This window comes from Serratia proteamaculans (genome assembly GCF_946227095.1).
GTDB lineage: Bacteria > Pseudomonadota > Gammaproteobacteria > Enterobacterales > Enterobacteriaceae > Serratia > Serratia proteamaculans_E.
Genome location: NZ_CAMISV010000008.1, coordinates 62,640 through 85,716 on the forward strand (window position 1 = coordinate 62,640; position 23,077 = coordinate 85,716).

Annotated in this window: 19 protein-coding genes and 6 tRNA genes; 12 read left to right on the top strand and 13 right to left on the bottom strand. The window is 56.4% G+C overall.

The features are described 5' to 3' along the window. Positions 1 to 36 precede the first annotated feature (36 nt). The 3 genes from OC597_RS16720 to fepD are packed head-to-tail and all read right to left on the bottom strand — an operon-like array spanning position 37 to position 2,935. On the bottom strand, positions 37 to 840 hold the full coding sequence (locus OC597_RS16720) for an ATP-binding cassette domain-containing protein (protein WP_262209652.1): 804 nt from the start codon (positions 838 to 840) through the stop codon (positions 37 to 39). Next, entirely contained in the window at positions 837 to 1,862 is a 1,026-nt protein-coding gene (gene fepG / locus OC597_RS16725; RefSeq protein ID WP_261258406.1) for an iron-enterobactin ABC transporter permease, read from the bottom strand. The genes OC597_RS16720 and fepG overlap by 4 nt, the downstream gene beginning before the upstream one ends. Continuing rightward, positions 1,862 to 2,935 carry a Fe(3+)-siderophore ABC transporter permease gene (fepD, locus tag OC597_RS16730; protein WP_261258404.1) on the bottom strand — a complete coding sequence of 358 codons (1,074 nt, stop codon included), beginning with the start codon at positions 2,933 to 2,935 and terminating at the stop codon, positions 1,862 to 1,864. Before fepD ends, fepG begins: the two co-directional genes overlap by 1 nt. A gap of 135 nt (positions 2,936 to 3,070) precedes the next feature. On the opposite strand from fepD, the gene entS reads away from it, so the two are divergent. Then, positions 3,071 to 4,339, top strand: coding sequence for an enterobactin transporter EntS (gene entS / locus OC597_RS16735; RefSeq protein ID WP_261258402.1), 1,269 nt, complete (start codon positions 3,071 to 3,073; stop codon positions 4,337 to 4,339). On the opposite strand, the gene fepB is transcribed toward entS, so the two are convergent. Then, entirely contained in the window at positions 4,326 to 5,285 is a 960-nt protein-coding gene (gene fepB, locus OC597_RS16740; RefSeq protein ID WP_262209653.1) for a Fe2+-enterobactin ABC transporter substrate-binding protein, read from the bottom strand. The two genes, entS and fepB, sit on opposite strands and share 14 nt — an antisense overlap. 198 nt (positions 5,286 to 5,483) lie before the next feature. On the opposite strand from fepB, the gene OC597_RS16745 reads away from it, so the two are divergent. From OC597_RS16745 to dhbA, 4 genes are read left to right on the top strand one after another with little or no spacing between them, the layout of a single operon-like run. Further along, positions 5,484 to 6,692: an isochorismate synthase gene (locus tag OC597_RS16745; RefSeq protein WP_261258398.1), complete on the top strand. Its 1,209-nt coding sequence runs from the start codon at positions 5,484 to 5,486 to the stop codon at positions 6,690 to 6,692. 8 nt (positions 6,693 to 6,700) lie between these two features. Then, on the top strand, positions 6,701 to 8,329 hold the full coding sequence (locus OC597_RS16750; RefSeq protein ID WP_262209656.1) for a (2,3-dihydroxybenzoyl)adenylate synthase: 1,629 nt from the start codon (positions 6,701 to 6,703) through the stop codon (positions 8,327 to 8,329). 3 nt (positions 8,330 to 8,332) lie between these two features. After that, positions 8,333 to 9,187: an isochorismatase gene (locus OC597_RS16755; protein WP_099063664.1), complete on the top strand. Its 855-nt coding sequence runs from the start codon at positions 8,333 to 8,335 to the stop codon at positions 9,185 to 9,187. Continuing rightward, on the top strand, positions 9,187 to 9,945 hold the full coding sequence (gene dhbA / locus OC597_RS16760; protein ID WP_262209658.1) for a 2,3-dihydro-2,3-dihydroxybenzoate dehydrogenase: 759 nt from the start codon (positions 9,187 to 9,189) through the stop codon (positions 9,943 to 9,945). Before OC597_RS16755 ends, dhbA begins: the two co-directional genes overlap by 1 nt. 264 nt (positions 9,946 to 10,209) lie before the next feature. Here dhbA and OC597_RS16765 read toward each other — a convergent pair. The 4 genes from OC597_RS16765 to OC597_RS16780 all read right to left on the bottom strand — a co-directional run bounded on the left by OC597_RS16765 (position 10,210) and on the right by OC597_RS16780 (position 10,599). Next, positions 10,210 to 10,285, bottom strand: a tRNA-Lys gene (locus OC597_RS16765). Positions 10,286 to 10,292: 7 nt separating this feature from the next. Continuing rightward, positions 10,293 to 10,368, bottom strand: a tRNA-Val gene (locus OC597_RS16770). 39 nt (positions 10,369 to 10,407) lie between these two features. After that, a tRNA-Val gene (locus OC597_RS16775) sits at positions 10,408 to 10,483 on the bottom strand. 40 nt (positions 10,484 to 10,523) lie between these two features. After that, positions 10,524 to 10,599 (bottom strand) — tRNA-Val (locus OC597_RS16780). Positions 10,600 to 10,891: 292 nt separating this feature from the next. Between OC597_RS16780 and gltX the strand changes: the two genes are divergently transcribed. The 3 genes from gltX (at position 10,892) to OC597_RS16795 (ending at position 12,805) form a co-directional block, all read left to right on the top strand. Continuing rightward, positions 10,892 to 12,301, top strand: coding sequence for a glutamate--tRNA ligase (gene gltX, locus OC597_RS16785; RefSeq protein WP_099063667.1), 1,410 nt, complete (start codon positions 10,892 to 10,894; stop codon positions 12,299 to 12,301). A gap of 292 nt (positions 12,302 to 12,593) precedes the next feature. Further along, positions 12,594 to 12,669 (top strand) — tRNA-Ala (locus OC597_RS16790). Between the two features lie 60 nt (positions 12,670 to 12,729). Next, positions 12,730 to 12,805 (top strand) — tRNA-Ala (locus OC597_RS16795). 125 nt (positions 12,806 to 12,930) lie between these two features. Here the strand turns inward: OC597_RS16795 and OC597_RS16800 are convergent. Beyond that, complete coding sequence (locus OC597_RS16800) at positions 12,931 to 14,118, bottom strand: NupC/NupG family nucleoside CNT transporter (RefSeq protein ID WP_099063669.1); 1,188 nt, start codon at positions 14,116 to 14,118, stop codon at positions 12,931 to 12,933. Positions 14,119 to 14,496: 378 nt separating this feature from the next. Here OC597_RS16800 and OC597_RS16805 point away from each other — a divergent pair, with 378 nt between their 5' ends. Next, positions 14,497 to 15,729 carry an Nramp family divalent metal transporter gene (locus OC597_RS16805; protein WP_261425353.1) on the top strand — a complete coding sequence of 411 codons (1,233 nt, stop codon included), beginning with the start codon at positions 14,497 to 14,499 and terminating at the stop codon, positions 15,727 to 15,729. 44 nt (positions 15,730 to 15,773) lie between these two features. Here OC597_RS16805 and OC597_RS16810 read toward each other — a convergent pair whose 3' ends face one another. Further along, entirely contained in the window at positions 15,774 to 16,184 is a 411-nt protein-coding gene (locus tag OC597_RS16810; RefSeq protein WP_085117959.1) for a DUF2502 domain-containing protein, read from the bottom strand. A 230-nt stretch (positions 16,185 to 16,414) separates the two neighbouring features. Next, a complete protein-coding gene (gene mgrA, locus OC597_RS16815; protein ID WP_262209662.1) occupies positions 16,415 to 17,404 on the bottom strand; it encodes an L-glyceraldehyde 3-phosphate reductase in 990 nt (329 codons plus the stop codon). A gap of 248 nt (positions 17,405 to 17,652) precedes the next feature. Here mgrA and OC597_RS16820 point away from each other — a divergent pair, with 248 nt between their 5' ends. After that, a complete protein-coding gene (locus tag OC597_RS16820) occupies positions 17,653 to 19,314 on the top strand; it encodes an alpha-keto acid decarboxylase family protein (RefSeq protein WP_262209664.1) in 1,662 nt (553 codons plus the stop codon). Here the strand turns inward: OC597_RS16820 and OC597_RS16825 are convergent. Further along, positions 19,290 to 20,180 carry a LysR family transcriptional regulator gene (locus OC597_RS16825; protein ID WP_085117953.1) on the bottom strand — a complete coding sequence of 297 codons (891 nt, stop codon included), beginning with the start codon at positions 20,178 to 20,180 and terminating at the stop codon, positions 19,290 to 19,292. The genes OC597_RS16820 and OC597_RS16825 overlap by 25 nt on opposite strands. Before the next feature lie 100 nt (positions 20,181 to 20,280). Here OC597_RS16825 and OC597_RS16830 point away from each other — a divergent pair, with 100 nt between their 5' ends. Continuing rightward, positions 20,281 to 20,733, top strand: coding sequence for a multidrug/biocide efflux PACE transporter (locus OC597_RS16830; RefSeq protein WP_261258382.1), 453 nt, complete (start codon positions 20,281 to 20,283; stop codon positions 20,731 to 20,733). A 66-nt stretch (positions 20,734 to 20,799) separates the two neighbouring features. Beyond that, complete coding sequence (locus OC597_RS16835) at positions 20,800 to 21,492, top strand: aspartate/glutamate racemase family protein (RefSeq protein ID WP_262209667.1); 693 nt, start codon at positions 20,800 to 20,802, stop codon at positions 21,490 to 21,492. Here the strand turns inward: OC597_RS16835 and OC597_RS16840 are convergent. Then, positions 21,489 to 22,736, bottom strand: coding sequence for an ion channel protein (locus tag OC597_RS16840; protein WP_262209669.1), 1,248 nt, complete (start codon positions 22,734 to 22,736; stop codon positions 21,489 to 21,491). The two genes, OC597_RS16835 and OC597_RS16840, sit on opposite strands and share 4 nt — an antisense overlap. Between the last annotated feature and the right edge of the window lie 341 nt (positions 22,737 to 23,077).

Consider the following 23,077-nt stretch of genomic DNA (forward strand, 5'->3'; position numbering starts at 1 on the left):
TTAATGCGGGCCCAGCATGCTGGGCCCCTACAATATCTATGACTTACCCAGCGGTACCACCAACGGCGTGTGCGAGACCGGATCGTCAATGATCATGCAGCGCAGGCCGTACACCTCTTCGATCAGTTCTGCGGTCACAATGTCCTTCGGGGCGCCTTCGGCTACCACCTTGCCATTGCGCATGGCAATCAGATGCGTGGCGTAGCGGCAGGCATGGTTGAGATCGTGCAGCACCACCACCAACGTATGGCCGTTTTCACGGTTTAACTGACGCATCAGTTCCAGCAGGTCAATCTGGTGGGTGATATCCAGCCAGGTGGTCGGCTCATCCAGCAGCAGCAGTGGCGTTTGCTGCGCCAGCACCATCGCAATCCACACTCGCTGACGTTGTCCGCCAGAGAGCGTATCGACCGACTGTTCGGCCAGCTCGAAGACGCCGGTAGAGCGCATTGCCTGGTCTACCGCCTGTTGATCCTCCTCACTCCAGCGACTGAACAGGCGCTGATGCGGATAGCGACCACGGGCCACCAGATCAAACACGGTGATATCACCCGGAGCGGTCGAGCTCTGTGGCAATAACCCCAACTGGCGCGCCACCTCTTTGGTGGCGTATTCGCTGATTTGTTTACCGTTCAGCCAGACTGCGCCGGCCTGCGGTTGCATCAGGCGGCTGAGAGTACGTAGCAGGGTCGATTTACCGCAGGCGTTCGGCCCGATAATCACCGTCAGTTCGCCGTGCGGGATAGAGACGGACAGGTCGCTGGCGACAATTTTTTTGTCGTAGCCGAGCGTCAGATGTTCTGCGCGCAACGGCGCGGGCTGCAGGGGTTCAGCATTCATTTTTTTTGTGACTCACGGATTAATAGCCAAATCAGATAAATGCCGCCCAGGCTGACGGTCAACACCCCGACCGGCAACTGATATGGCATAAACAGGCGCTGTGCAGCGACATCGGCGAGCAACAACAACAGGGCACCGATCAAGGCGGTCAGCAGCAGGACGCTGCGGTTGGCGCACAGGCGTCGCGCAATCTGCGGAGCCACCAGCGCAATAAAGGAGATTGGCCCTGCCACGGCGGTCGCGGCGGCCGTCAGCATCACGCCGATCAGCAGCAGCATAACGCGCGAGCGTTCCACCGGTACGCCGAGTGCGCAGGCGGTATCATCACCCATCTCCAGCAGCCGCATGCGGCGGGACAGCGTCAGCAACAGCAGGCAGCACAGCGCGAACACCGCCAGTACCGGCAGGCTTTTCGCCCAGTTCACGCCGTTGAGTGAACCGGCGCTCCACAGTCCGGCGGTCATGGCGGATTCCAGTGAGGCACTGATGATCAGCCAGGTATTCCCCGCCACCAGCAGGGCGCGGACGGCAATGCCGACGATAATCAAACGGAAAGACTCGACGCCGTTGCGCCAGGCCAGCAGATAAATCAGCGCGGCGGTCAACAGACCCCCGATCAGCGCGCCGGAAGTGATGCCGAAAACGCCGCCGTTAAACAGCACTATGGCCACCAGTACGCCGCTGTAAGCGCCGGTATTAAAGCCAATCACATCCGGACTGCCGAGCGGGTTGCGCAGTATCGACTGGAAAATGGCACCGCTGATGCCCAGTGCCGCCCCCAGCAGCAGCGCCATCACCACGCGTGGCAAGCGCCATTGGGTGACGATCACCGCCAGGTTGGCCGGGCCTTCACCGCGCAAGGCGTCGATCACCTGCGCGGCGGTCAGTGACAGAGCACCGGAACCCAGAGCGTAAATCGCCAGCGCCAGCACGGCCAGCAACAGTAGCAGCGCAGTCAGCGCCGGACGCGAAAGGGCGCGCATTTTGTGGTTGGCCATCAGGCGGGCCGCGGACATCGACATTAGCGCTGCCTCCTGAACATATGGCGTTGCCGCACCAGCATGATCAGCAGCGGTGCGCCAATCAGGGCGGTGACGATGGAAACGCGCAGTTCACCGGCCACCAGGAAGCGGCCGATCAGATCGGCGCTCAGCAGCAAAATCGGGGTCAATACCAGCGTCCATGGCAGCATCCAGTGCAGCTCGGAACCGGCCAGCCGCCGGGCGATGTGCGGCATCATCAGACCGACAAAGGCAATCGGGCCGACGGCGGCAGTGGCACCGCCACACAGCAAGGTAATCGCCAGCAGACCCAGCAATTGGGTACGCACGATACCGGTGCCCAGCGCGGTGGCCAATTCATTGCCCATGCTCAGGCTGTTCAGCGATTTGCTCATCCACAGGGTAATCAGCGTACCCAGCAGGATTGGCAGGGCGACGGTACGCACCACCTGCATATTTTGAATATCCAGCGAACCGGCCTGCCAAAAACGGAGCTGATCGAACACCAGTGGGTTCAGCAGGGAAATCCCGGAGGTCATGCCCTCCAGCACCGCGGCCAGCGCGACACCGGCCAGCGTCAGGCGCACCGGGTTAAGGCTGCTGCCGCCCAGAGCGCCGATCAGAGCCACCAGCAGCGCAGCGAACATCGCACCGGCAAAGGCAAACCACAGATATTGGCTGACGTCGGCAGCACCAAAGAAGGTGATCCCCAGTACCACGGCAAAGCCCGCACCGGCATTAACCCCGAGAATGCCCGGATCGGCGAGGGGGTTGCGGGTGAGGGTTTGCATCAGTACGCCGGACAGGCCCAGTGCGATACCGGCCAGCACGCCCACCAGCGTACGTGGCAGCCTGGCGTTGGTAATGATAGTGCAGTCTGCACCGCTGCACTGGCCGTTCAGCGCCTGGATAACCGTGTCGAAGGGAATTGATTTAGCGCCAAGTGACAGGCTGAGCAACATCACGATCAGCAATGCACAAAAGGCAATCAGCAGGCCAAACAGCCTGCGGCGAAATGAGCGGGGAGTGCCGCCAATAAGACGCTCCCGGGGGGCAGGAACGGGCTGTGTGCCAGGGTGTGAAATCCGTAACATACCAATCCATTATTTAATTGAATATAAATGAGTTTTATTATCATTATTGATTGCTTTCATCTATGGTACCATGAGTCCCTTCGCTATTGCAGCACAGACGCTGCCCCTTTTTCTTTAGTTGTGGTGAGAAAGCTCATGAGTAAGCCCTCTATTTTGCTTGATTTTGGCCTGCTTAAGACCAATGGCGCGTTTCGTGCCGTTTTTTGCGCGCGTTTTATTTCCATTTTAGCGCTGGGGTTGATGGCCATTGCGATCCCGGTGCAGATCCAGGCCTTGACCGGGTCGACGTTGCTGGTTGGTTTGTCCGTGACGCTGGCGGGCAGCGGCATGTTTGCCGGTTTGTTGATGGGGGGCGTGCTGGCCGATCGTTACGAGCGCCGTCGCCTGATTTTATTCGCCCGTTCCACCTGCGGTATTGGTTTTGTCGGTCTGTGCCTGAACGCCGCTTTGCCTGCTCCTTCATTAACGCTGATTTACCTGCTGGCCGTCTGGGACGGCTTCTTCGGTGCGGTTGGCGTCACGGCGCTGTTGGCGGCCACACCGGCACTGGTGGGGCGCGAAAATATCGTGCAGGCCGGGGCCATCAGCATGCTGACGGTGCGTTTTGGCTCGATCCTCTCCCCGGCGATCGGGGGGCTGGTGATCGCCAACGCCGGCGTGGCCTGGAACTACGGTCTGGCGGCGTTTGGCACCTTGCTGACGCTGATCCCGCTGCTGCGCCTGCCGCAGTTGTTGCCGCCTCCACAGCCGCGTGAGCATCCGCTACGTGCGCTGGCCGGTGGCTTTGGGTTCCTGTTCCGTAACCGGGTGATTGGCATGGTGGCGCTGATTGGCGCGCTGTTGACCATGGCCAGTGCGGTGCGGGTGCTATATCCGGCGATGTCCGGCATGTGGCAGGTCAGTGCGGCGCAACTGGGCTTTATGTATTCCGCCGTGCCGCTGGGTGCGGCGATTGGCGCCTTTACCAGTGGTCGGGTGGCCCACGTGGCGCGGCCGGGCTGGATGATGCTGATGACGGCGATTGGTGCTTTTGTCGCTATCGGCCTGTTCGGTTTGATGCCGTGGTACGGTCTGGCGCTGTTTTTCCTGGTGGTCTTCGGTTATCTGAGCGCACTGAATTCACTGCTGCAGTACGGGTTGATCCAGAACCTGACGCCGGATGCGTTTCTCGGACGTATCAATGGCCTGTGGACGGCGCAAAACGTGGTGGGTGACGCCTTGGGCGCGCTGCTGCTGGGGGCCATGGGGGCGTTTATGCTGCCGGCGATGACTTCAACCAGTTTTGGTTTTGGCGTGGCGCTACTCGGTGTGGTGTTGGCTTTTGCGATGCGCGGTTTGCGTCAGGTGGGCCGTGGCGGGCAAGAAAACGATCTCCAGCCCGCCGCAGAATCTACTGAGAAATAAACTGTTTTTCCAACAGCGTCAGCAGGTTGCTGGCGCTGTAGTAATCCAGTCGGAAGGTGTTACTCCCCAGTGCGTAAACCCGCTTGTGCTGCACCGACGGCAGGTCCGCCAGGAAAGGATTGGCCATCAGCCGCTGGACATCGCTGTCGTTGTTGGCGAACAGCATCAGCGTCTGACCGTTCAGGCCTTCCGCCAGGTTTTCACCGCTCAGTTGAATAATGTCCTTACGCATCCCCATGCTGCGGCTGTTGTTCAGCTTGGCCGGTAGCGGTGCCAGGGTAAAACCCAACTGCTTGAGCATCTGCCCCTGGGAAGAAGCGGCGGTCCACAGGTTGGCGGATTTGCCATCGGCGTTGAAGACCAGGGCAGAAATCGGTTGTTCCGGCAGTTTCATACGCTGCTTCAGTGATTTTTCACGTGCATCGAAATCACTGACGACTTTCTGTGCCTGAACTTCATGCCCGGTAGCCTGACCCAGTTCGGTCGCCAGCGCCTGCCAGCTTTTGTCGTCGTAATTGACCACCAGCACCGGGGCAATGGCGGAGAGCTGATCGTACAGGCGCAGGGCGGAATCGGCACCGGTGGCCGAGATGATGATCAGATCGGGGGCTTCGCCGGCAATGGTTTCTGCGTTGGGTTCGCCGATATACAGACGCTTGACGCCGCGCTGTGCCGCGATAGCGCCCCATTGATGGAAGAAGCCCTGTGAATCCGCCAGACGGTTGCCGGGCGTGGTGGCGCCACTGGCGATCACCGGGGCGTCGATCGCCAGCAGGGTACCGGTGACGGTGACGCTGGTGGAAACGATACGCGCAGGGGGCTGACTGAGTGTCACCACGCCGTGTGAAGTTTCAATTTTGCGCGGCCAACCGGCGTCTGCGGCATGGGCAGTACCGATGACCATCAGGCCAAACAGCACCAGGCTGAAGATCGGGTTCTTCTTCATAAAGCATTCCTTAGAAGTTAAATAGTAATACTTATCATTTATATAATTAAAACTGCTGGTTTTATATCACGATTATGAATGGAAGAACTGTTTACATTTATTGACATAGCATATTCACGAGGGTAATTTAACGCGATTCAATACAAATGATAATCATTATTATACCGGTTATTGTTCATGATACGAAAGGGGGTACCGATGAGCGTTACAGTAAAGAGTTCCGGGCAGAAGAAGCCGCAAAGCAAGGATAGCGAACAGTCTGCTGCAGGCGTGTCGCCGACCTCCGGCTTTTTCTTTACCTCTCCTTTCCGTAGCCTGAGTACTCAAGGCTGCTTCGCCAAAATCACGCTGCCAGCCCAGGACGGGGACCAGCTTAACGGCGAGTTCCAGCAGGCGGTACAGCATGCTTTTGCCGAGGCCAAACTGGCGGGGGTGAAAAACCCAATACTGTGTGGTGCGATCCCGTTTGACACTCATCAGCCCTCCGCGCTGTTTATTCCCCAGCAAACCCAGTGGTTTGAGCGCGATGCCTATTTGGCTGGCGTAACTTCACCGCAGGACGCCCTGCCGGAAATTACTCGCCAAAATGAAGTGCCTGCCCAGCAACCCTTTATGCAGATGGTGGCGGATGCGGTGGAAGCGACCCGTGGCGACCAGTTGGATAAAGTGGTGCTGTCGCGCTTGCTGGAGATTGAAACCCGCGAGCCGGTAGACCGCCAGGCGTTGATGGCGCGTATCATCGCCCAGAATCCTCATGGTTTCCACTTTCATGTCCCGCTGGAACAGGGGGCACTGCTGGGGGCCAGCCCGGAATTGCTGCTACGCAAATCCGGCGCGCAGTTTTACTCCAACCCGCTGGCCGGCTCTGCCCGCCGTGATGCCGATCCGCAGCGGGATCTGGAAGTCAGCCAGCAGTTATTGGTGTCAGAAAAAGATCGCTATGAGCACCAGTTTGTCACCGAAGGGATGCGTCAGGTGCTGGCCGATCGCTGCCGTTATCTGAATATTCCCACCGTTCCTGAATTATTGAGCACCACCACGCTCTGGCACCTGTCGACCCCTATCGACGGTGAAGCCGCCAGCCGCGCTGAAAATGCGCTGTCGCTGGCCTGCCTGTTACACCCGACGCCGGCGCTGTGTGGGACGCCGACCGCGTTGGCACATCAGGTGATTAAGCAGTTGGAACCTTTCGATCGCGGCCTGTTTGGCGGCATCGTCGGCTGGTGTGACGCCGAAGGCAACGGCGAGTGGGTAGTGACCATCCGTTGCGGCACGGTGCAGGGCAATCAGGTGCGACTGTTCGCCGGAGCCGGCATCGTGCAAGACTCTTCGCCGGAATCCGAATGGCATGAAACCGGCACCAAACTCAGTACCATTTCGCGGGCGTTTGGCCTGAACCAAGGATAGACATTCCCATGAGTATTGCTTTTACCCCCTGGCCTGAGGCCTTGGCCCGTCGCTATCGCGAACGTGGATATTGGACCGATCGGCCGTTGATCGACATCATCACTCGCCAGGCCAAAAATGACGCCATCGCGCTGATCGACCCAGAACGCAGCCTGAGCTACCGCCGGCTTAATCAGCTTTCCGATCGGCTGGCCGCCGCCCTGCAGCGTCGCGGCATCCAAAGCGGTGATACTGCGTTGGTGCAGTTGGGCAACGTAGTCGAATTCTATGTGACCTTTTTTGCGCTGCTGAAAATTGGCGTGGTGCCGGTGAATGCGCTGTTTAGCCATCAACGCAACGAGCTGAACGCCTACGCCGTACAGATCAAACCAGCGTTGCTGATTGCCGATCGCCAGCATGGCTTGTTTGGCAACGATGAATTTCTGACGGCTTTTCACGCTGAGCATCCTTCACTGCGCGTGGTGGCACTGCGTAATCAGGCCGAGGGCGAACAGTCGCTGACGGCCTGGCTGGAAGAGGACAGCGGTGATTTTGTCGCGACGCCAACCCCGGCCGATCAGGTGGCGTTTTTCCAGCTTTCCGGTGGCAGCACCGGCACGCCAAAGCTGATCCCGCGTACCCACAATGATTACTACTACAGCATTCGCCGTAGCGTGGAAATTTGTCATTTCGATGTCGATACCCGCTATCTGTGCGCGCTGCCGGTGGCCCACAACTATCCGATGAGCTCCCCGGGCATCCTGGGCGTGTTCTATGGTGCCGGGCTGGTGGTGTTTGCCAGCGATCCGGATGCCGGACAATGTTTCCGTTTGATCGAGCAGCATCAGATTAACGTGACGGCGCTGGTGCCACCGGCGGTCACGCTGTGGTTGCAGGCGATTGAAGAGTGGGGCGGTTGCCAGCAACTGGCCAGCCTTAAGCTGCTGCAGGTGGGCGGTGCCAAGCTGGGAGAAACCCTGGCTGCACGTATTCCGGCCGAGATTGGCTGCCAGTTGCAGCAGGTGTTCGGCATGGCGGAAGGCCTGGTGAACTACACCCGACTGGACGATGACGACCAGCATATTCTGACTACCCAGGGCTGCCCGATGTCGCCGGATGACGAGCTGTGGGTGGCCGATGATGAAGGCAACCCGCTGCCGGTGGGCGAAACCGGACGTCTGATGACCCGTGGCCCTTATACCTTCCGCGGCTATTATCAAAGCCCAGAGCACAATGCTGCCGCCTTTGATGACGAAGGTTTCTACTGCTCCGGTGACCTGATCAGCCTGACCGAGGACGGTTATGTGAAGGTTGAAGGTCGTCAGAAAGATCAGATCAACCGCGGTGGGGAGAAGATCGCCGCCGAGGAGATCGAAAACCTGCTGTTACGTCACCCGGAAGTGATCAACGCGGCGTTGGTTTCGATGCCGGACGAACTGATGGGCGAAAAAAGCTGCGCCTATATTATCGCGACCAGCGGGTTGAAACCGGTGGTGCTGCGCCGCCATTTGCGCGCCGAGGGCGTGGCCGAATTCAAATTACCCGATCGCTTTATACAGGTTGATACGCTGCCGCTCACCCCGGTTGGCAAAGTGGATAAAAAACTGTTGCGCCAACGCCTGGAGGCGCAACAACTGACTCTGGTCCAGGGAGAATAAGTCATGGCCATTCCAAAACTTAATGATTACGCGTTGCCTACTCAGGCTGAACTGCCGACCAACAAAGTGAGCTGGAAGGTGGAACCGCAGCGCGCCGCACTGTTGATCCACGATATGCAGCAGTATTTCCTGAATTTCTGGGGTGAAGACAGCCCGCTGATCAAACAGGTGGTGGAAAACATCGCCAACCTGCGCCGTTACTGCAAATCCCAGGGGATCCCGGTGTTTTACACCGCGCAGCCTAATCAGCAGAGCGATGAAGATCGCGCCTTGTTGAATGACATGTGGGGCCCAGGCCTGAATAAGCACCCGGAGCAGCAAGCGGTGGTTGCTGCCCTGGCACCGGAAGCAGACGATACCGTACTGGTGAAATGGCGTTACAGTGCTTTCCACCGCTCACCGCTGCAGGAAATTCTGCAGGAGTCGGGGCGCGATCAGCTGATCATCTGTGGCGTCTACGCGCATATCGGCTGTATGACTACGGCGATCGATGCCTTTATGCGCAATATTCAGCCGTTCATGGTGGCCGACGGCCTGGCTGATTTCTCCCGTGAAGAGCATCTGATGGCATTACGTTATACCGCCGGCCGTTGCGGTCGCGTGGTGACCACCGCCGAGCTGTTGCCGGGCATTGCCAGCAAGGCTGCGCTGCGTCAGCAAATCATGCCTTTCCTCGATGAAGACAGCGAAGACATGGGCGACGATGAGAACCTGATCGACTACGGTCTGGATTCGGTACGCATCATGGAGTTGGCGGCACGCTGGCGCAAGATTCGCGGCGATATCGATTTTATCGCGCTGGCCAAGAACCCAACCATCGATGGCTGGTGGGCGCTGTTGTCAGAGGGGAAAGCCTGATGGGACAACAGGGCGAGTTCGCCGGTAAGCGAGTCTGGGTGACTGGTGCAGGTGCCGGGATTGGTCTGACAACGGCACTGGCGTTTGTGCAGGCTGGTGCCAAAGTGGTTGGCTTTGATAAGCACTTTGGTGAGCCGGAATATGCATTCCGCACCGAAGTGCTGGATATCGCTGACAGTGACGCAGTAGACCGCGTGTGCGGGCGTTTGCTGGCGGAGCAGGGGGATTTGGACGTGCTGGTCAACGGCGCTGGTATTCTGCGCATGGGGCTGGCGGATGAAACCAGCACCGCAGACTGGCTGGCCTGTCTGGCGGTCAATGCCGGTGGGGCATTCAATATGTTCCGCCATGCCTTACCGGTATTTCGCCGCCAACGACGCGGTGCGATTGTCAGTGTGGCGTCTAATGCCGCCCATGTACCGCGCGTCGGCATGGCGGCCTACTGTGCCTCCAAGGCGGCATTACGCAGCCTGTGCCAAACCGTGGGGCTGGAAATGGCCCCTTACGGCGTGCGCAGCAACCTGGTTTCGCCGGGCTCGACCAATACGCCGATGCAGCGCGGCATGTGGCAGGATGAAACCGGCGAGCAAAACACCATTAACGGTTTCCCGGAACAGTTCAAATTGGGCATTCCGTTGGGCAAAATTGCTCAACCGCAAGAAATTGCCGATGCCATTTTGTTCCTGGCTTCCGATCGCGCCAGCCATATCACTATGCAGGATATTGTGATTGATGGTGGAGCGACGCTGGCGGCCTGATATACCCGTCATACTTCAAGCTGCAGGCGCTTTGCTGTTTAATCGTAGGGGCGCTGCATGCTGCGTCCCTTGGTATAACTAATGGGTTAAGTCGGGACGAACATGTTCGTCCCCTACGGGTTAAGCTCTTTTGCTGGTTTGCTAATTATGAGGTGCTGCTTGCAGCGCCTTTTTTATGGGAGACGTTAGGGGGAGTTATAGCGGTGATAAGGATTGCTGTGCTACAGATGCGAAAAAAGCGCCCAAAGGCGCTTTTTTCTGTAGTGGTGGGTCGTGCGGGATTCGAACCTGCGACCAATTGATTAAAAGTCAACTGCTCTACCAACTGAGCTAACGACCCGCAGAAGTGGTGGGTGATGACGGGCTCGAACCGCCGACCCCCTCCGTGTAAAGGAGATGCTCTACCAACTGAGCTAATCACCCACTTCAGAACTTCCGGGTACTGCTAAACAAGAGAATGAGTGGTGGGTGATGACGGGCTCGAACCGCCGACCCCCTCCGTGTAAAGGAGATGCTCTACCAACTGAGCTAATCACCCTCATTCTTCTCATTTCTTACTGCTTTACTGCTCAACAAGATGGTGGGCGATGACGGGCTCGAACCGCCGACCCCCTCCGTGTAAAGGAGATGCTCTACCAACTGAGCTAATCGCCCCGTCTTGTTGGAGTCGCATTATAGGGATAGTTGAAAGTGAGTCAACGGTTTTTAAAATGATTTCAATCGTTCGCCGCAAATTTAAACAGGATGCGATATTTATCGCCCGCAATGACGGATCTTTGCACATTGTTATGCGAAACCTGCCGCAGAGATAACGAAATCAGGTGCAGCAATATCGTGTCAGCGTTGAGGAATTAGCGCGTGGTGGTACAATGTTGCCCACTTTTTTAAATTCCGAGCAATCGTCGGCAACCGCCGACACGCGTTGCGTAATAAGGCAGTGAACCCAATGAAAATCAAAACCCGTTTTGCACCGAGCCCAACCGGCTATCTTCACGTCGGTGGCGCCCGTACTGCGCTTTACTCCTGGTTGTTTACCCGCCATATGGGCGGTGAGTTCGTTCTGCGTATCGAAGATACCGATCTGGAACGTTCAACCCAGGACGCTATTGACGCAATTATGGATGGCATGAACTGGTTAAACCTGGATTGGAACGAAGGCCCGTACTTCCAGACCAAGCGTTTTGACCGCTATAACGCGGTGATTGACGACATGCTGGTGCAGAATACCGCCTATAAATGCTATTGCTCGAAAGAACGTCTGGAAGCGCTGCGTGAAACGCAGATGGAAAACGGTGAAAAACCACGTTACGACGGTCATTGCCGCGACAGCCAGTGCAGCCATACCGACGACGAACCCTACGTGGTGCGTTTCCGTAACCCGCAGGAAGGCTCGGTTATCTTCGATGACAAGATCCGTGGCCCGATCGAATTCAGCAACCAGGAGCTGGATGACCTGATCATTCGCCGTACCGACGGTTCACCGACCTATAACTTCTGCGTAGTGGTGGATGACTGGGATATGGAAATCACCCACGTGATCCGTGGCGAAGACCACATCAATAACACCCCGCGTCAGATCAACATTCTGAAAGCGCTGGGCGCGCCAGTACCGGAATACGCACACGTTTCGATGATCCTCGGTGACGATGGCAAAAAACTGTCGAAACGTCACGGTGCGGTAGGCGTAATGCAGTATCGTGACGACGGCTATTTGCCGCAGGCGCTGCTGAACTATCTGGTGCGTCTGGGTTGGTCCCATGGCGATCAGGAAATCTTCTCTATTGATGAGATGAAAGAGTTCTTTACTCTGGAAGCGATCAACAAATCTGCCAGCGCCTTCAATACCGAGAAGCTGCAGTGGCTGAACCACCACTACATTAACCATATGCCGGCCGAAGAAGTGGCGGTGCACCTGGCGTGGCATGTTGAGCAACTGGGTATTGAAACCCGCAACGGTCCTGAGCTGAAAGATATTGTTAAGCTGCTGGGCGAGCGCTGTAAAACGCTGAAGGAAATGGCCGAGTCTTGCCGTTACTTCTACGAAGACTTCAGCGAGTTCGACGCTGATGCTGCCAAGAAACACTTGCGTCCTGTTGCACGCCAGCCGCTGGAAGCCGTACGTGCCAAACTGGCTGCTATCACTGCCTGGACGCCGGAAAACGTGCATGACGCCATTCAGGGCACGGCTGATGAGCTGGGTGTAGGTATGGGCAAGGTCGGCATGCCGCTGCGCGTAGCGGTGACCGGTGCCGGTCAGTCACCGGGTATGGATGTTACCGTTCATGCTATCGGTCAGAAACGTTCTCTGCAGCGTATCGACCTGGCGCTGGCTTTCATTGCCGGGCGTGAAGCTTAAGGCTGATAGTTTCCCAGCCTGTGAATGAAAAAGCCCCGTGGAGCAATCCCGGGGCTTTTTTTGTATCGACTATTTTAGGGCTGATTTTTAGCGCGCTGTGCCGATGGGCGTAATATGTAGCGCCGAGGTAGCCGAGGTAATAGTTTTGGCCCTAACGCTCAATTTTTAGCAGCAAACGCGCTGATTTGGCGGCTTTTTCAGCGCTTGATGCAGGAATGCAATTTAGCCGTTGACAGCTTTGAGTGGGTTTCATATTATGCGCCCCGTTCACAGGATTTTGTGATTGTGGATTGGGGCTATAGCTCAGCTGGGAGAGCGCTTGCATGGCATGCAAGAGGTCGACGGTTCGATCCCGTCTAGCTCCACCAACCTTTATCTCAGAAGGGTTGGGGAATACCGTAACGCCGGTTAAAGCGTACCACTTTTGTGGGGCTATAGCTCAGCTGGGAGAGCGCTTGCATGGCATGCAAGAGGTCGACGGTTCGATCCCGTCTAGCTCCACCACCATTTAAAAAGCCGACCTCAGGGTCGGCTTTTTGCTTTCTGTCTTTCCTCCTCCATCCCGGGCACCGAATTACAGGCATTAAAAAAGGCCGCCGAAGCGACCTTTGTCTCACTGAGGTTTCGGCTTAGCCCAGAACCAGGCCTGCGATGGACGCAGACAGGATGCTGACCAGCGTAGAACCGTATACCAGCTTCAGACCAAAGCGGGACACCACGTTGCCCTGATGCTCGTTCAGCCCTTTAATCGCACCGGCAACGATACCGATGGAAGAGAAGTTGGCGAAGGAAACCAGGAACACCGACAGGATCCCCATGCTGCGAGGAGAGAGTTCAGCAGAGATTTTCTGCAGTTCCATCATCGCCACGAATTCGTTGGAAACCAGTTTGGTCGCCATGATGCTGCCTACCTGCAACGCTTCGTGCTTAGGAATACCCATAATCCAGGCGAATGGATAGAAGAAGTAGCCCAGGATTTCCTGGAAGCTCAGGCCGAAGATGGCGCTGAACAGGCCGTTGAGCGCGGCGATCAGGGCGATAAAGCCAATCAGCATCGCAGCAACGATAATAGCTACTTTAAAACCAGCCAGAATGTATTCACCCAGCATTTCGAAGAAGCTCTGGCCTTCGTGCAGATTGCCCAGATGCAGTTCTTCTTCTTTACTGGTGTCATACGGGTTGACCAATGACAGCACGATAAAGGTGCTGAACATGTTCAGTACCAGTGCGGCGACCACAAACTTGGCATCCAGCATGGTCATGTAAGCACCGACGATGGACATGGAAACCGTAGACATCGCGGTTGCCGCCATGGTGTACATGCGCTTTTCTGACATCTTGCCCAGAATATCTTTATAGGCAATGAAGTTTTCAGACTGGCCCAGGATCAGCGAGCTGACGGCGTTGAAGGATTCCAGCTTGCCCATACCGTTTACTTTTGACAGCACGGTACCAATAATGCGGATGATAAACGGCAGTACTTTAATGTATTGCAGAATACCGATCAGCGCAGAGATGAAGACGATCGGGCACAGTACCTTCAGGAAGAAGAAGGCCAGACCTTTATCACCCATACCGCCGAATACAAATTCAGTCCCTTGCCCAGCAAACCCGAGCAGCTTGTCAAACAGCGCTGCGAATCCTTTTACAAAGCCTAAACCCGCTTCCGAATGCAGGAAGAAATAGGCCAGCAGTACTTCAATAACCAACAGTTGTATAACGTAGCGAATGCGGATGCTTTTACGATCGCGGCACACTAACAGTGCCAGAACCGCAACCACCACTAACGCCAACGCAAAGTGCGCAATATGGGACATGTTTGCTCCAAACTTGAGGCAGGCTGAATTTCGGATGTCATTTTATGTAACGCCACGTTTAAAAACGAGAGGTCTATTGCAAATATGGAAAATCATAGTGGGATATGTCTTAAATTAGTACGGTAAAGCATAAAAAATCAAGAGCTTAATGAAGCCATATGAAATTCCTATTCCTGCGCTAATCCGATTATAAGACGCATTGTGCTCTGAATTGGCTTCGGCAGAGTACGGAAAATGTTCATTTACCCGCTGGACCTTTCGTTAAACCCGTGGCTTTTCGCTATCGCAGAGATAAGTATTACCACTCCAAATGCACTTGATAATTATTATCATTTACATAAAATAACCTCAGGCTTAATAGAAGTAAGGGTTCAGAGCATGCTGAACAGTCGCGTGGTAGAGACCACCCAGCGCCCATCCAGAAAGATCAAACTCTCCCTGATGGGGCCCGCATTTATCGCGGCTATCGGCTATATCGACCCCGGCAATTTCGCCACCAACATCCAGTCCGGGGCTTCTTTTGGTTATACCCTGCTGTGGGTGGTGGTGTGGGCCAATGTGATGGCGATGCTGATCCAGTTGTTGTCCGCCAAGCTTGGCATTGCCACCGGTAAAAACCTGGCGGAGCACATTCGCGATCGTTTCCCACGCCCAGCGGTGTGGGCCTATTGGGTGCAGGCGGAAATCATTGCGATGGCGACCGATCTGGCCGAGTTTATTGGTGCGGCTATCGGTTTCAAACTGCTGTTGGGCGTAACGCTGCTGGAAGGGGCGATCCTGACCGGTATTGCCACCTTCCTGATCCTGATGCTGCAAAAACGCGGGCAAAAGCCGCTGGAATGGGTGATTGGCAGCCTGCTGCTGTTTGTCGCTCTGGCTTATATGGTGGAACTGGTGTTCTCCCAGCCGCAGTTGGGGCCGTTGTTAACAGGCATGGCGCTGCCGGACTTGCCGAATGGCGATGCGGTGTTTCTGGCCGCGGGCGTGTTGGGCGCTACCATTATGCCGCACGTGATTTATCTGCATTCGTCGTTAACCCAGGCCGCTGGCGAGAATTCAAAGGCCGATCGCTATGCCGCTACCAAGTTCGATGTTGCCATTGCCATGACTATCGCCGGGTTTGTTAATCTGGCGATGATGGCCACCGCTGCCGCCGCCTTCCATTTTAATGGCCATAGTGGCGTCACCGATCTCGACCAGGCCTATCTGACGCTGCAACCTTTGCTGGGGCAGGCTGCAGCGACCATTTTCGGGCTGAGCCTGGTGGCTGCCGGGCTGTCTTCTACCGTGGTGGGCACGCTGGCGGGGCAGGTGGTGATGCAGGGATTCGTGCGTTTTTACATTCCGCTGTGGGTACGCCGCGTGGTCACCATGCTGCCGTCATTTATCGTGATTATGCTGGGGATGGACGCTACGCGCATTCTTGTACTGAGTCAGGTATTGCTGAGTTTCGGGATTGCCCTGGCACTGGTGCCATTGCTCTCGTTCACTGGCAATCGTGAGTTGATGGGGGAGATGGTGAACAGCCGTACCATACAGACGATGGGTAAGCTGATCGTGGTGGTAGTAGTGGGGCTGAACGGTTATTTGCTGGTCAGCAGCGTGCTGTGATCACCTGTTAAATGAAAGGCCGGCATGATGCCGGCCTTTTGCTGTCAGTCGTCGTGGTCGCCATGACCACGGTGACCGTGATCGCGGTCATCATGACGACGATCTTTCCAGTGGTGTTTATCATGATGCTTGTAGTAGTGCTTATCGTATTTGCGATAGCGGCCTTCATGATAGTAATAATTTTTGCGCCAGTAGTCGTTGTCGCGCCAGCGATAACCGTCCCAGTTGTAACCCCGGCGGTTGCGATCGCCCAGGTAGCGACCCTGATGGCCCTGCCACCAGTCGCGGTCACGCCAGTCATAACCGTCCCAGTAACGGCCACGGTTGTCTTGCTCACCGATACGTAATGACACGCCCGGCATCAGATCGATACTGAGGCCGTCCGCCTGGGCTTGCTGCATGACAGGCACCGTTGACACCACCAACAGGGCGGCCAATAACAGAGGTTTAAACATGAATTCTCCTTTCCGCCGCAGCGGGTTGGCCGGTTCTATAAGTAATGAAGCGCGTTCATCAGTTTATAAAACAGCCTTATAGTTTTACCTGCAATAGCGGCATCTTAGCCTGTGGGGATAGGCTTGAATCTTAGAGGGATTCTGAAAAGCGGTGTGGGGCAGCTGATTTAAGATTTGTCTGGCGCAGAGAGACGATCGCCGGTGTGGGATCCGGCGATCATTGTAATCGATTACACTAATATCTGTTCGATCTGGTCAACTTCGTCATCGTTGAAGCTGCGGTTAGCCAACATGCCCACCGCGTCTTCAATCTGGCTGGTCTTGCTGGCACCAATCAGTACTGACGTGACGCGATCGCCGCGTAATACCCAGGCTAGCGCCATTTGCGACAGCTTTTGCCCGCGCTGTTGCGCCAGCGTATTGAGCCGACGCACTTTATCCAACTTATCGTCGGTGAGCTGACCGGGCTGCAGGAACTGACTGCCGCTGGCAGCGCGTGAATCTTGTGGAATACCATGCAGATAGCGATCGGTCAACAGACCGCCGGCCAGTGGTGAGAAGGCAATAGAACCTACCCCGTGCTCTTCCAGCGTATCCAGTAACTCGGGTTCAACCCAGCGTTCGAACATCGAGTATTTGGGCTGATGGATCACGCAAGGCGTGCCGAGCTTTTGCAGAATGCGAAACGCTTCGCGTGCACGGTCGGCCGGGTAGTTTGATAGCCCGACGTACAGTGCCTTGCCCTGACGCACCAGCAAATCCAGCGCGCCCATGGTTTCTTCCAGCGGCGTATCCGGATCCGGGCGATGGTGATAGAAGATGTCCACATACTCCAGCCCCATGCGCTGCAGGCTTTGATCCAGGCTGGCGACCAGATACTTTTTCGATCCCCAGTCGCCGTAAGGGCCAGGCCACATGGTGTAACCGGCTTTCGAGGAGATGATCAGTTCATCACGCCAGGGCTTCAGATCCGCGTTAAGAATACGGCCAAAGTTTTCCTCGGCGGAACCGGGAGGCGGGCCATAGTTGTTGGCCAGATCGAAGTGGGTAATACCGCGATCGAACGCGCAGTGGATCAGCTTGCGCGCATTGTCATACAACGTGGTGTCGCCAAAGTTATGCCATAAGCCGAGTGAAATCGCCGGCAGTTTCAGGCCGCTACGGCCGCAGCGGCGGTATTCCATACTTTGATAGCGCGAAGAATCAGCCTGGTAGAGCATAGGAACCCTTTTCAGCAGAGGTGGAATGAATTCTAGTGTATGCGTTTCCATGGCGGTTGTCAGAGTCACCGATCACGCTTAATCGCCATAACGTTATAAATACTACTTATGAGGTATGCCTCATGCCCGCCAAGGGTGCATCGATGTAACGCTGGGTTGCCAATCACTTTTTAAACACAATGCTCGAAATTCATACCACATCTTCGATACTTAAAACTGACAATCTCAACTGTTGGCAGGTGATGATCATGAATAAGACCTATAGGGTGGCTGATTACCTACTCGATCGTTTGGCTCAGATCGGTATCCGGCATTTCTTTGGTGTGCCCGGGGACTACAACCTGCAGTTTCTCGATCATGTCATCGCTCATCCGCAGATCACCTGGGTCGGCTGTGCTAATGAACTGAATGCCGCCTATGCCGCAGATGGTTATGCACGCTGTAAACCGGCTGCCGCTTTACTGACCACTTTTGGCGTGGGTGAACTGAGCGCGGTCAATGGCATTGCCGGGAGTTACGCTGAATACTTGCCGGTGATCCACGTAGTGGGTGCCCCTACATTACGTGCCCAGCAGGCAGGCGATTTATTGCACCATTCTCTGGGCGATGGCGATTTCGGCCACTTTGCCCGCATGGCGAAAGAGGTCACCGTCGCGCAGGCCAGCCTCACCGCCGACAACGCCGAGGCAGAAATTGATCGGCTGCTCACCATCGCGTTGTTTGAGCATCGTCCGGTTTATCTGCTGTTGCCCAGTGAGGTGGCAGAAGCATCGCTGGCATCCCGACCGGCACCGCTGATGCTGCGACAGGCCCATTGTTCTCAGGTATCACTGCAAGCCTTTATCATGGCCGCGCGGGAAATGCTGCTGCCGGCCAAGCGGGTTTCCCTGTTGGCGGACTTTCTGGCTGAACGTTTTGGGGCTGAAAAGGTGCTGGCACAGTGGATGAATGAGGTCGATATGCCGCATTCAACCCTGTTGCTTGGCAAGAGCGTATTGGATGAAACCCATGCCTGTTTTACCGGCACCTATGCCGGTGCGGCCAGCGATCCGCAGGTGAAGCAACTGATTGAGGGAGCCGATGTCGTCATTAACGTCGGCGTGCGTTTTACCGATACCATTACCGCGGGCTTCACTCATCATCTGCCCGCGGAGAAATGCATTGATATTCAGCCGTTTGAAGCACGGGTAGGGCAGCAAGTCTTCAGCCAGATCCCAATGCGAGACGCAGTCATTGCGTTGCACCAGTTGACGCTGACGCTGGTAAAACAATGGCAATTGCCGGCGATTAAACGTCCGGTATTGCCGGATCCGAACGGCAGTGGTTTGGATCAGCACGGTTTTTGGCAACAGATGCAGGACTTTCTGCGGCCGGGCGACATTGTGATCGCCGAGCAGGGCACGGCCTGTTTTGGTGCTGCGGCGCTTAGCCTGCCGCAGGGCTGCCGGTTTATCGTCCAGTCGTTGTGGGGGTCTATCGGTTATACCCTGCCAGCGGCATTCGGTGCCCAGACGGCGGAGCCGGACCGGCGGGTGGTGCTGTTGATCGGCGACGGTTCGGCACAGCTCACCGCGCAGGAGCTGGGCTCGATGCTACGCGACGGGCTGAAACCGGTGATCTTCCTGCTCAATAATGAAGGTTATACCGTTGAGCGGGCTATCCACGGCCCGCAACAGCGTTACAACGACATCGCCCAGTGGAATTGGACGCAGTTGCCGCAGGCGTTAGCTGGCGAACATCAGGTGAAAACGCTGCGGGTTACTGAACCGGAACAGTTGCGCCAGGCGCTGAGAGAAGTCGGCGACAGCCCGCAACTGGCTTTTGTGGAAGTGGTGCTGCCGAAGATGGATATTCCCGAACTGCTGGATACCGTCTCGCGCGCCATTCAGTCACGTAATGCGGCGGCCTGATCCGTCGCGTTCTCCAGCAGACGTTCCAGCAACCAATACCCCGCCGGCCCCGGCGGGGTCAGTTTCGACCATACCGCATCCACTGAAATCAGCTTTGGCCATCCGCGTGGCTTAAGTTCGGTTAATTTGTCATGGCCATATTGCCGCACCAGCCAGTTCGGCAGTGTGGCCCAACCGACCCCTTGCTCGGCCATTTCCAGCAGCATCAGGTAACTGGGTGCCGACCAGACCCGGCCCTGAGGACGGGACGCACCGGTGCCGGTGTAGGTGTTCAGATAGAGTTGGCGGGTGCTGGACAGTTGTTCCGGCGTGGGGGAAGGCGTCTGCGCCAGCGGGTGCGAGTGGGTGACGAACAGCCCCATCTCCGTCTGTTCCGGCAGCCGTGCAAAGCCGATATCCGGCGGATAACTGGCCTGCACCTCCACCATACCCAGATGTGCACGGCCACTTTGCAACAGATCCAGCACGTCGCCGTCCTCGGCGATCATGCACTCCAGTTCTATATCCTGATAGCGTTGTTCAAAGTGCTGCATCAGGCGATCGTGGTGGGTGGGCTGGTAGGTATCGGAAAAAACGATGGTCAGGCGGGGTTCTATATTGTCTGCCAGCCGAATACTCAGCGCGTCGAGTCGTTCGCTGGCCGTGAGAATGTCCTGCACATGGCCCAGCACTTTGTGGCCAGCGGCGGTTAAAACCGGCTGACGCGCCTGGCGATCAAACAGGATCAGCCCGAGATCGGCTTCCAGATTGGCGATCGCGGTACTGACAGTGGACTGGCTTTTGCGCAGCTTGCGCGCGGCGGCTGAGAAAGAACCGAGGGCGGCGGCCTCAACAAACGCCTGTAGGGCTTCGGGAGAATAGCGCATGATGTATCTAATTTATCGATGGAACCTATTTTTAATCTACCCAAAAAATCGATGATAATCACCTGAGTTTATTAGCCACAACAGTAAAAACAGGTGATGTATGCAACTGCAAAACAAGTCTTTCGTTGAACGTATCGTCCACGCCGTCGGTTTCGAAACCATTGCCGTGATGGTCTGCGCCCCTTTGGGCGCGTGGTTGTTGAACCGTTCGATGGTACAGGTCGGTGCGTTGGCGGTGATGTTGTCCACCGTCGCCATGGTATGGAACATGGTTTATAACACCGTTTTTGACCGCCTGTGGCCGGTGGGCCGCGTGGTGCGTAATCTTAAGGTGCGGGTGTTTCATGCCCTGGGCTTTGAGGCCGGTTTTGTGTTGATCGGCGTGCCCATTGCCGCCTGGATGCTGAGCATTTCTTTAGTACAGGCGTTTATGCTGGAGATCGGCTTCTTCCTGTTCTTCCTGCCGTACACCATGTTCTATAACTGGGCGTACGATACGCTGCGTCAGCGTTGGTTTGAGGCTCGTCAGCCGGTCAACTCTTCCGCTAAATAAGGCGTCGTCATCCCTGCGATTCTCAGGTAATGTCGGATAATTGCAGCAATGACTGAGGAGCAAACGATGAAAGTGTTGGGCCTGCTGGGCGGCATGAGCTGGGAATCGACCATTCCTTATTACCGCATGATCAATGAACAGGTTAAGGAGCGACTTGGCGGCCTGCATTCGGCCAAAATCGTGCTCTACAGCGTCGATTTCCACGAGGTGGAACGCTTGCAGCATCAGGGCGATTGGCAGGGGGCGGGGCAACTGCTGGCTGCCGCGGCGGCCTCACTGCGTGCTGCGGGGGCACAGGCTATCGTCATTTGTACCAACACCATGCACAAGGTAGCTGATGCGGTTGAACAGGCCAGCGGCTTACCGTTGATCCATATCGCCGACGCTACGGCGTTGCAGGTGCGTCAGCAGGATATTCGCCGCGTCGGGCTGCTTGGCACGCGTTTTACCATGGAACAAGAGTTCTATCGTGGGCGACTGCAGGAAAAGTATGGCATTGAGGTGGTCACCCCGGTGGCGGCCGATCGCGATATTGTGCACCGCATTATTTATGAAGAGCTGTGCTTGGGGAAAATCCGTGATGCGTCGCGCGATGAGTATCGCCGCATTATCGGCAATCTGGAACAGGAGGGCACTCAGGGGATTATTTTCGGCTGCACCGAGATTGGTCTGCTGGTTGGCGCGCAGGATGCGTCAGTGCCGGTATTTGACACCACCGCTATCCATGCGCGCGCAGCAGCAGAATACTCGCTAGCCTAATCGTCGTGCGGCGGTTGGAGCTTACCCACCAGCATCAGCGGTTTGCCCGCCAGAACCAGCCAGGCGGGCAGCATCACCACACACAGCACCGGTAGCAGGTGCAACTCCGGCACCACCGCAACGGCCATAAACAGGCTGAGCCAACCGTCACGAGTGACCACCAACACCAACCCCATAATGGCGCAGGAAACGGTAATGGCCGCCGGCACCGCCGGGACATGCTGATGCAGCATCAGGCCCAGCGCCACCCCGACAAACACTGCCGGGAAGATGCGTCCACCACGAAAACCGCTGGCGGCAGCAATCACCAGTGCCGCCAGCTTGGTCAGCGTGATCAACAGCAGTTCCGTGACCGAAAAATTCTCGCCGATCGCCAGCCGCTTCATTTCATCCAGCCCTTTAAACAGGGTGATCTCGCCGCCGATTAATGCCAATAGCCCGAGCACAAAGCCGCCCAGTCCCAGCATCAATACTGGGTTCTTGATCGAATGGAACAGGCGATGGATATGCGGAAAACTCCACAGCGCCACCATGCCCAGCGCGATGGCGATCAGCGCGACGATGGATCCACTGAAAATATCCGTCAGCCGGGTAACGCCATAGGCATCAAGCTGCAGGGTAAAGTTCGGGGTGAAAAAGAGTTGGGTGGTGACCGCACCGGCTGCTGCTGCCATCAGCGGGGCAAACAGCCGATCCCACAGCGGCACATCATTATTGCCCGCCAGAGTTTGTGAAAAGATCAGCGCAGCGGCAACCGGAGTGCCGAACAGTGCGCCGATGGTGCCGGCTGCGGCCAGAATAATCCAGTCCATGCGCGGGACTCTCGGCAGCAGACGTGAGCCGATTGCCACCACCAACGCGATATTGATGGCGGTGATCGGGTTTTCAGGCCCCAGGCTGACGCCACCCACCAGACCCACGATCAGCGCCAGCGCAAGACCGGGCACCGCCGATAAGGGCAGAGGCATGCCGATCAGCGATTCCGTCGCCGGGTCTGGCCCCGCATGGCCGGGCATATAGCGGATAATTAACCCGACGCCGACGCCGGTCAGCGTCAGAATGCCGATCAACCACCAGGGCGAATGGGTGTCGATATTCATAACGGCAGGAATATTCACCCACAGCAGCCGCTGCAGTGCATCGGCGAATTTCATCACCAGAATGAGCACCAGGCTTGAAGCCGAACCGATAACGAGAGCGGGCAGAGCGAAAGCCAACATGGCATTGGCGCGCGGGTGCAACATGCGGGGATCCCTTGTTAATGGCCCCGGATGGCAGGGCGAACGGGTGATTGAATTGTGACCACAGCTTGCCAGACAATCAGCACTCTGGCACGCAAAGATATTTCCGGCCAGGCCTTGGGCCACAGCCGATTAATAGTGCCTTTCTGTGATGATGGTTAACAGTCGTGGTAGCGCGTTTTTTGCCGCAATTTGTTTCAAATCGCCCTGAAAGGGACGGGCTGAAACGTTTTTTGTGATCTGGATCGCTAATGGATGGCCGCGCGAAGGATGGTGATTGTTGTTTTTGCGGCGGGATTTTACAGTGTGGGCAGCTTTCAATTATTCATTTTGCGGAGAAGTTA

What these genes read in the sequence shown, in the direction of transcription:
- OC597_RS16720 (WP_262209652.1), bottom strand. Translation starts at nt 840, where the DNA reads ATGAATGCTGAACCCCTGCAGCCCGCGCCGTTGCGCGCAGAACATCTG.
- fepG (WP_261258406.1), bottom strand. Translation starts at nt 1,862, where the DNA reads ATGTCGATGTCCGCGGCCCGCCTGATGGCCAACCACAAAATGCGCGCC.
- fepD (WP_261258404.1), bottom strand. Translation starts at nt 2,935, where the DNA reads ATGTTACGGATTTCACACCCTGGCACACAGCCCGTTCCTGCCCCCCGG.
- entS (WP_261258402.1), top strand. Translation starts at nt 3,071, where the DNA reads ATGAGTAAGCCCTCTATTTTGCTTGATTTTGGCCTGCTTAAGACCAAT.
- fepB (WP_262209653.1), bottom strand. Translation starts at nt 5,285, where the DNA reads ATGAAGAAGAACCCGATCTTCAGCCTGGTGCTGTTTGGCCTGATGGTC.
- OC597_RS16745 (WP_261258398.1), top strand. Translation starts at nt 5,484, where the DNA reads ATGAGCGTTACAGTAAAGAGTTCCGGGCAGAAGAAGCCGCAAAGCAAG.
- OC597_RS16750 (WP_262209656.1), top strand. Translation starts at nt 6,701, where the DNA reads ATGAGTATTGCTTTTACCCCCTGGCCTGAGGCCTTGGCCCGTCGCTAT.
- OC597_RS16755 (WP_099063664.1), top strand. Translation starts at nt 8,333, where the DNA reads ATGGCCATTCCAAAACTTAATGATTACGCGTTGCCTACTCAGGCTGAA.
- dhbA (WP_262209658.1), top strand. Translation starts at nt 9,187, where the DNA reads ATGGGACAACAGGGCGAGTTCGCCGGTAAGCGAGTCTGGGTGACTGGT.
- gltX (WP_099063667.1), top strand. Translation starts at nt 10,892, where the DNA reads ATGAAAATCAAAACCCGTTTTGCACCGAGCCCAACCGGCTATCTTCAC.
- OC597_RS16800 (WP_099063669.1), bottom strand. Translation starts at nt 14,118, where the DNA reads ATGTCCCATATTGCGCACTTTGCGTTGGCGTTAGTGGTGGTTGCGGTT.
- OC597_RS16805 (WP_261425353.1), top strand. Translation starts at nt 14,497, where the DNA reads ATGCTGAACAGTCGCGTGGTAGAGACCACCCAGCGCCCATCCAGAAAG.
- OC597_RS16810 (WP_085117959.1), bottom strand. Translation starts at nt 16,184, where the DNA reads ATGTTTAAACCTCTGTTATTGGCCGCCCTGTTGGTGGTGTCAACGGTG.
- mgrA (WP_262209662.1), bottom strand. Translation starts at nt 17,404, where the DNA reads ATGCTCTACCAGGCTGATTCTTCGCGCTATCAAAGTATGGAATACCGC.
- OC597_RS16820 (WP_262209664.1), top strand. Translation starts at nt 17,653, where the DNA reads ATGAATAAGACCTATAGGGTGGCTGATTACCTACTCGATCGTTTGGCT.
- OC597_RS16825 (WP_085117953.1), bottom strand. Translation starts at nt 20,180, where the DNA reads ATGCGCTATTCTCCCGAAGCCCTACAGGCGTTTGTTGAGGCCGCCGCC.
- OC597_RS16830 (WP_261258382.1), top strand. Translation starts at nt 20,281, where the DNA reads ATGCAACTGCAAAACAAGTCTTTCGTTGAACGTATCGTCCACGCCGTC.
- OC597_RS16835 (WP_262209667.1), top strand. Translation starts at nt 20,800, where the DNA reads ATGAAAGTGTTGGGCCTGCTGGGCGGCATGAGCTGGGAATCGACCATT.
- OC597_RS16840 (WP_262209669.1), bottom strand. Translation starts at nt 22,736, where the DNA reads ATGTTGCACCCGCGCGCCAATGCCATGTTGGCTTTCGCTCTGCCCGCT.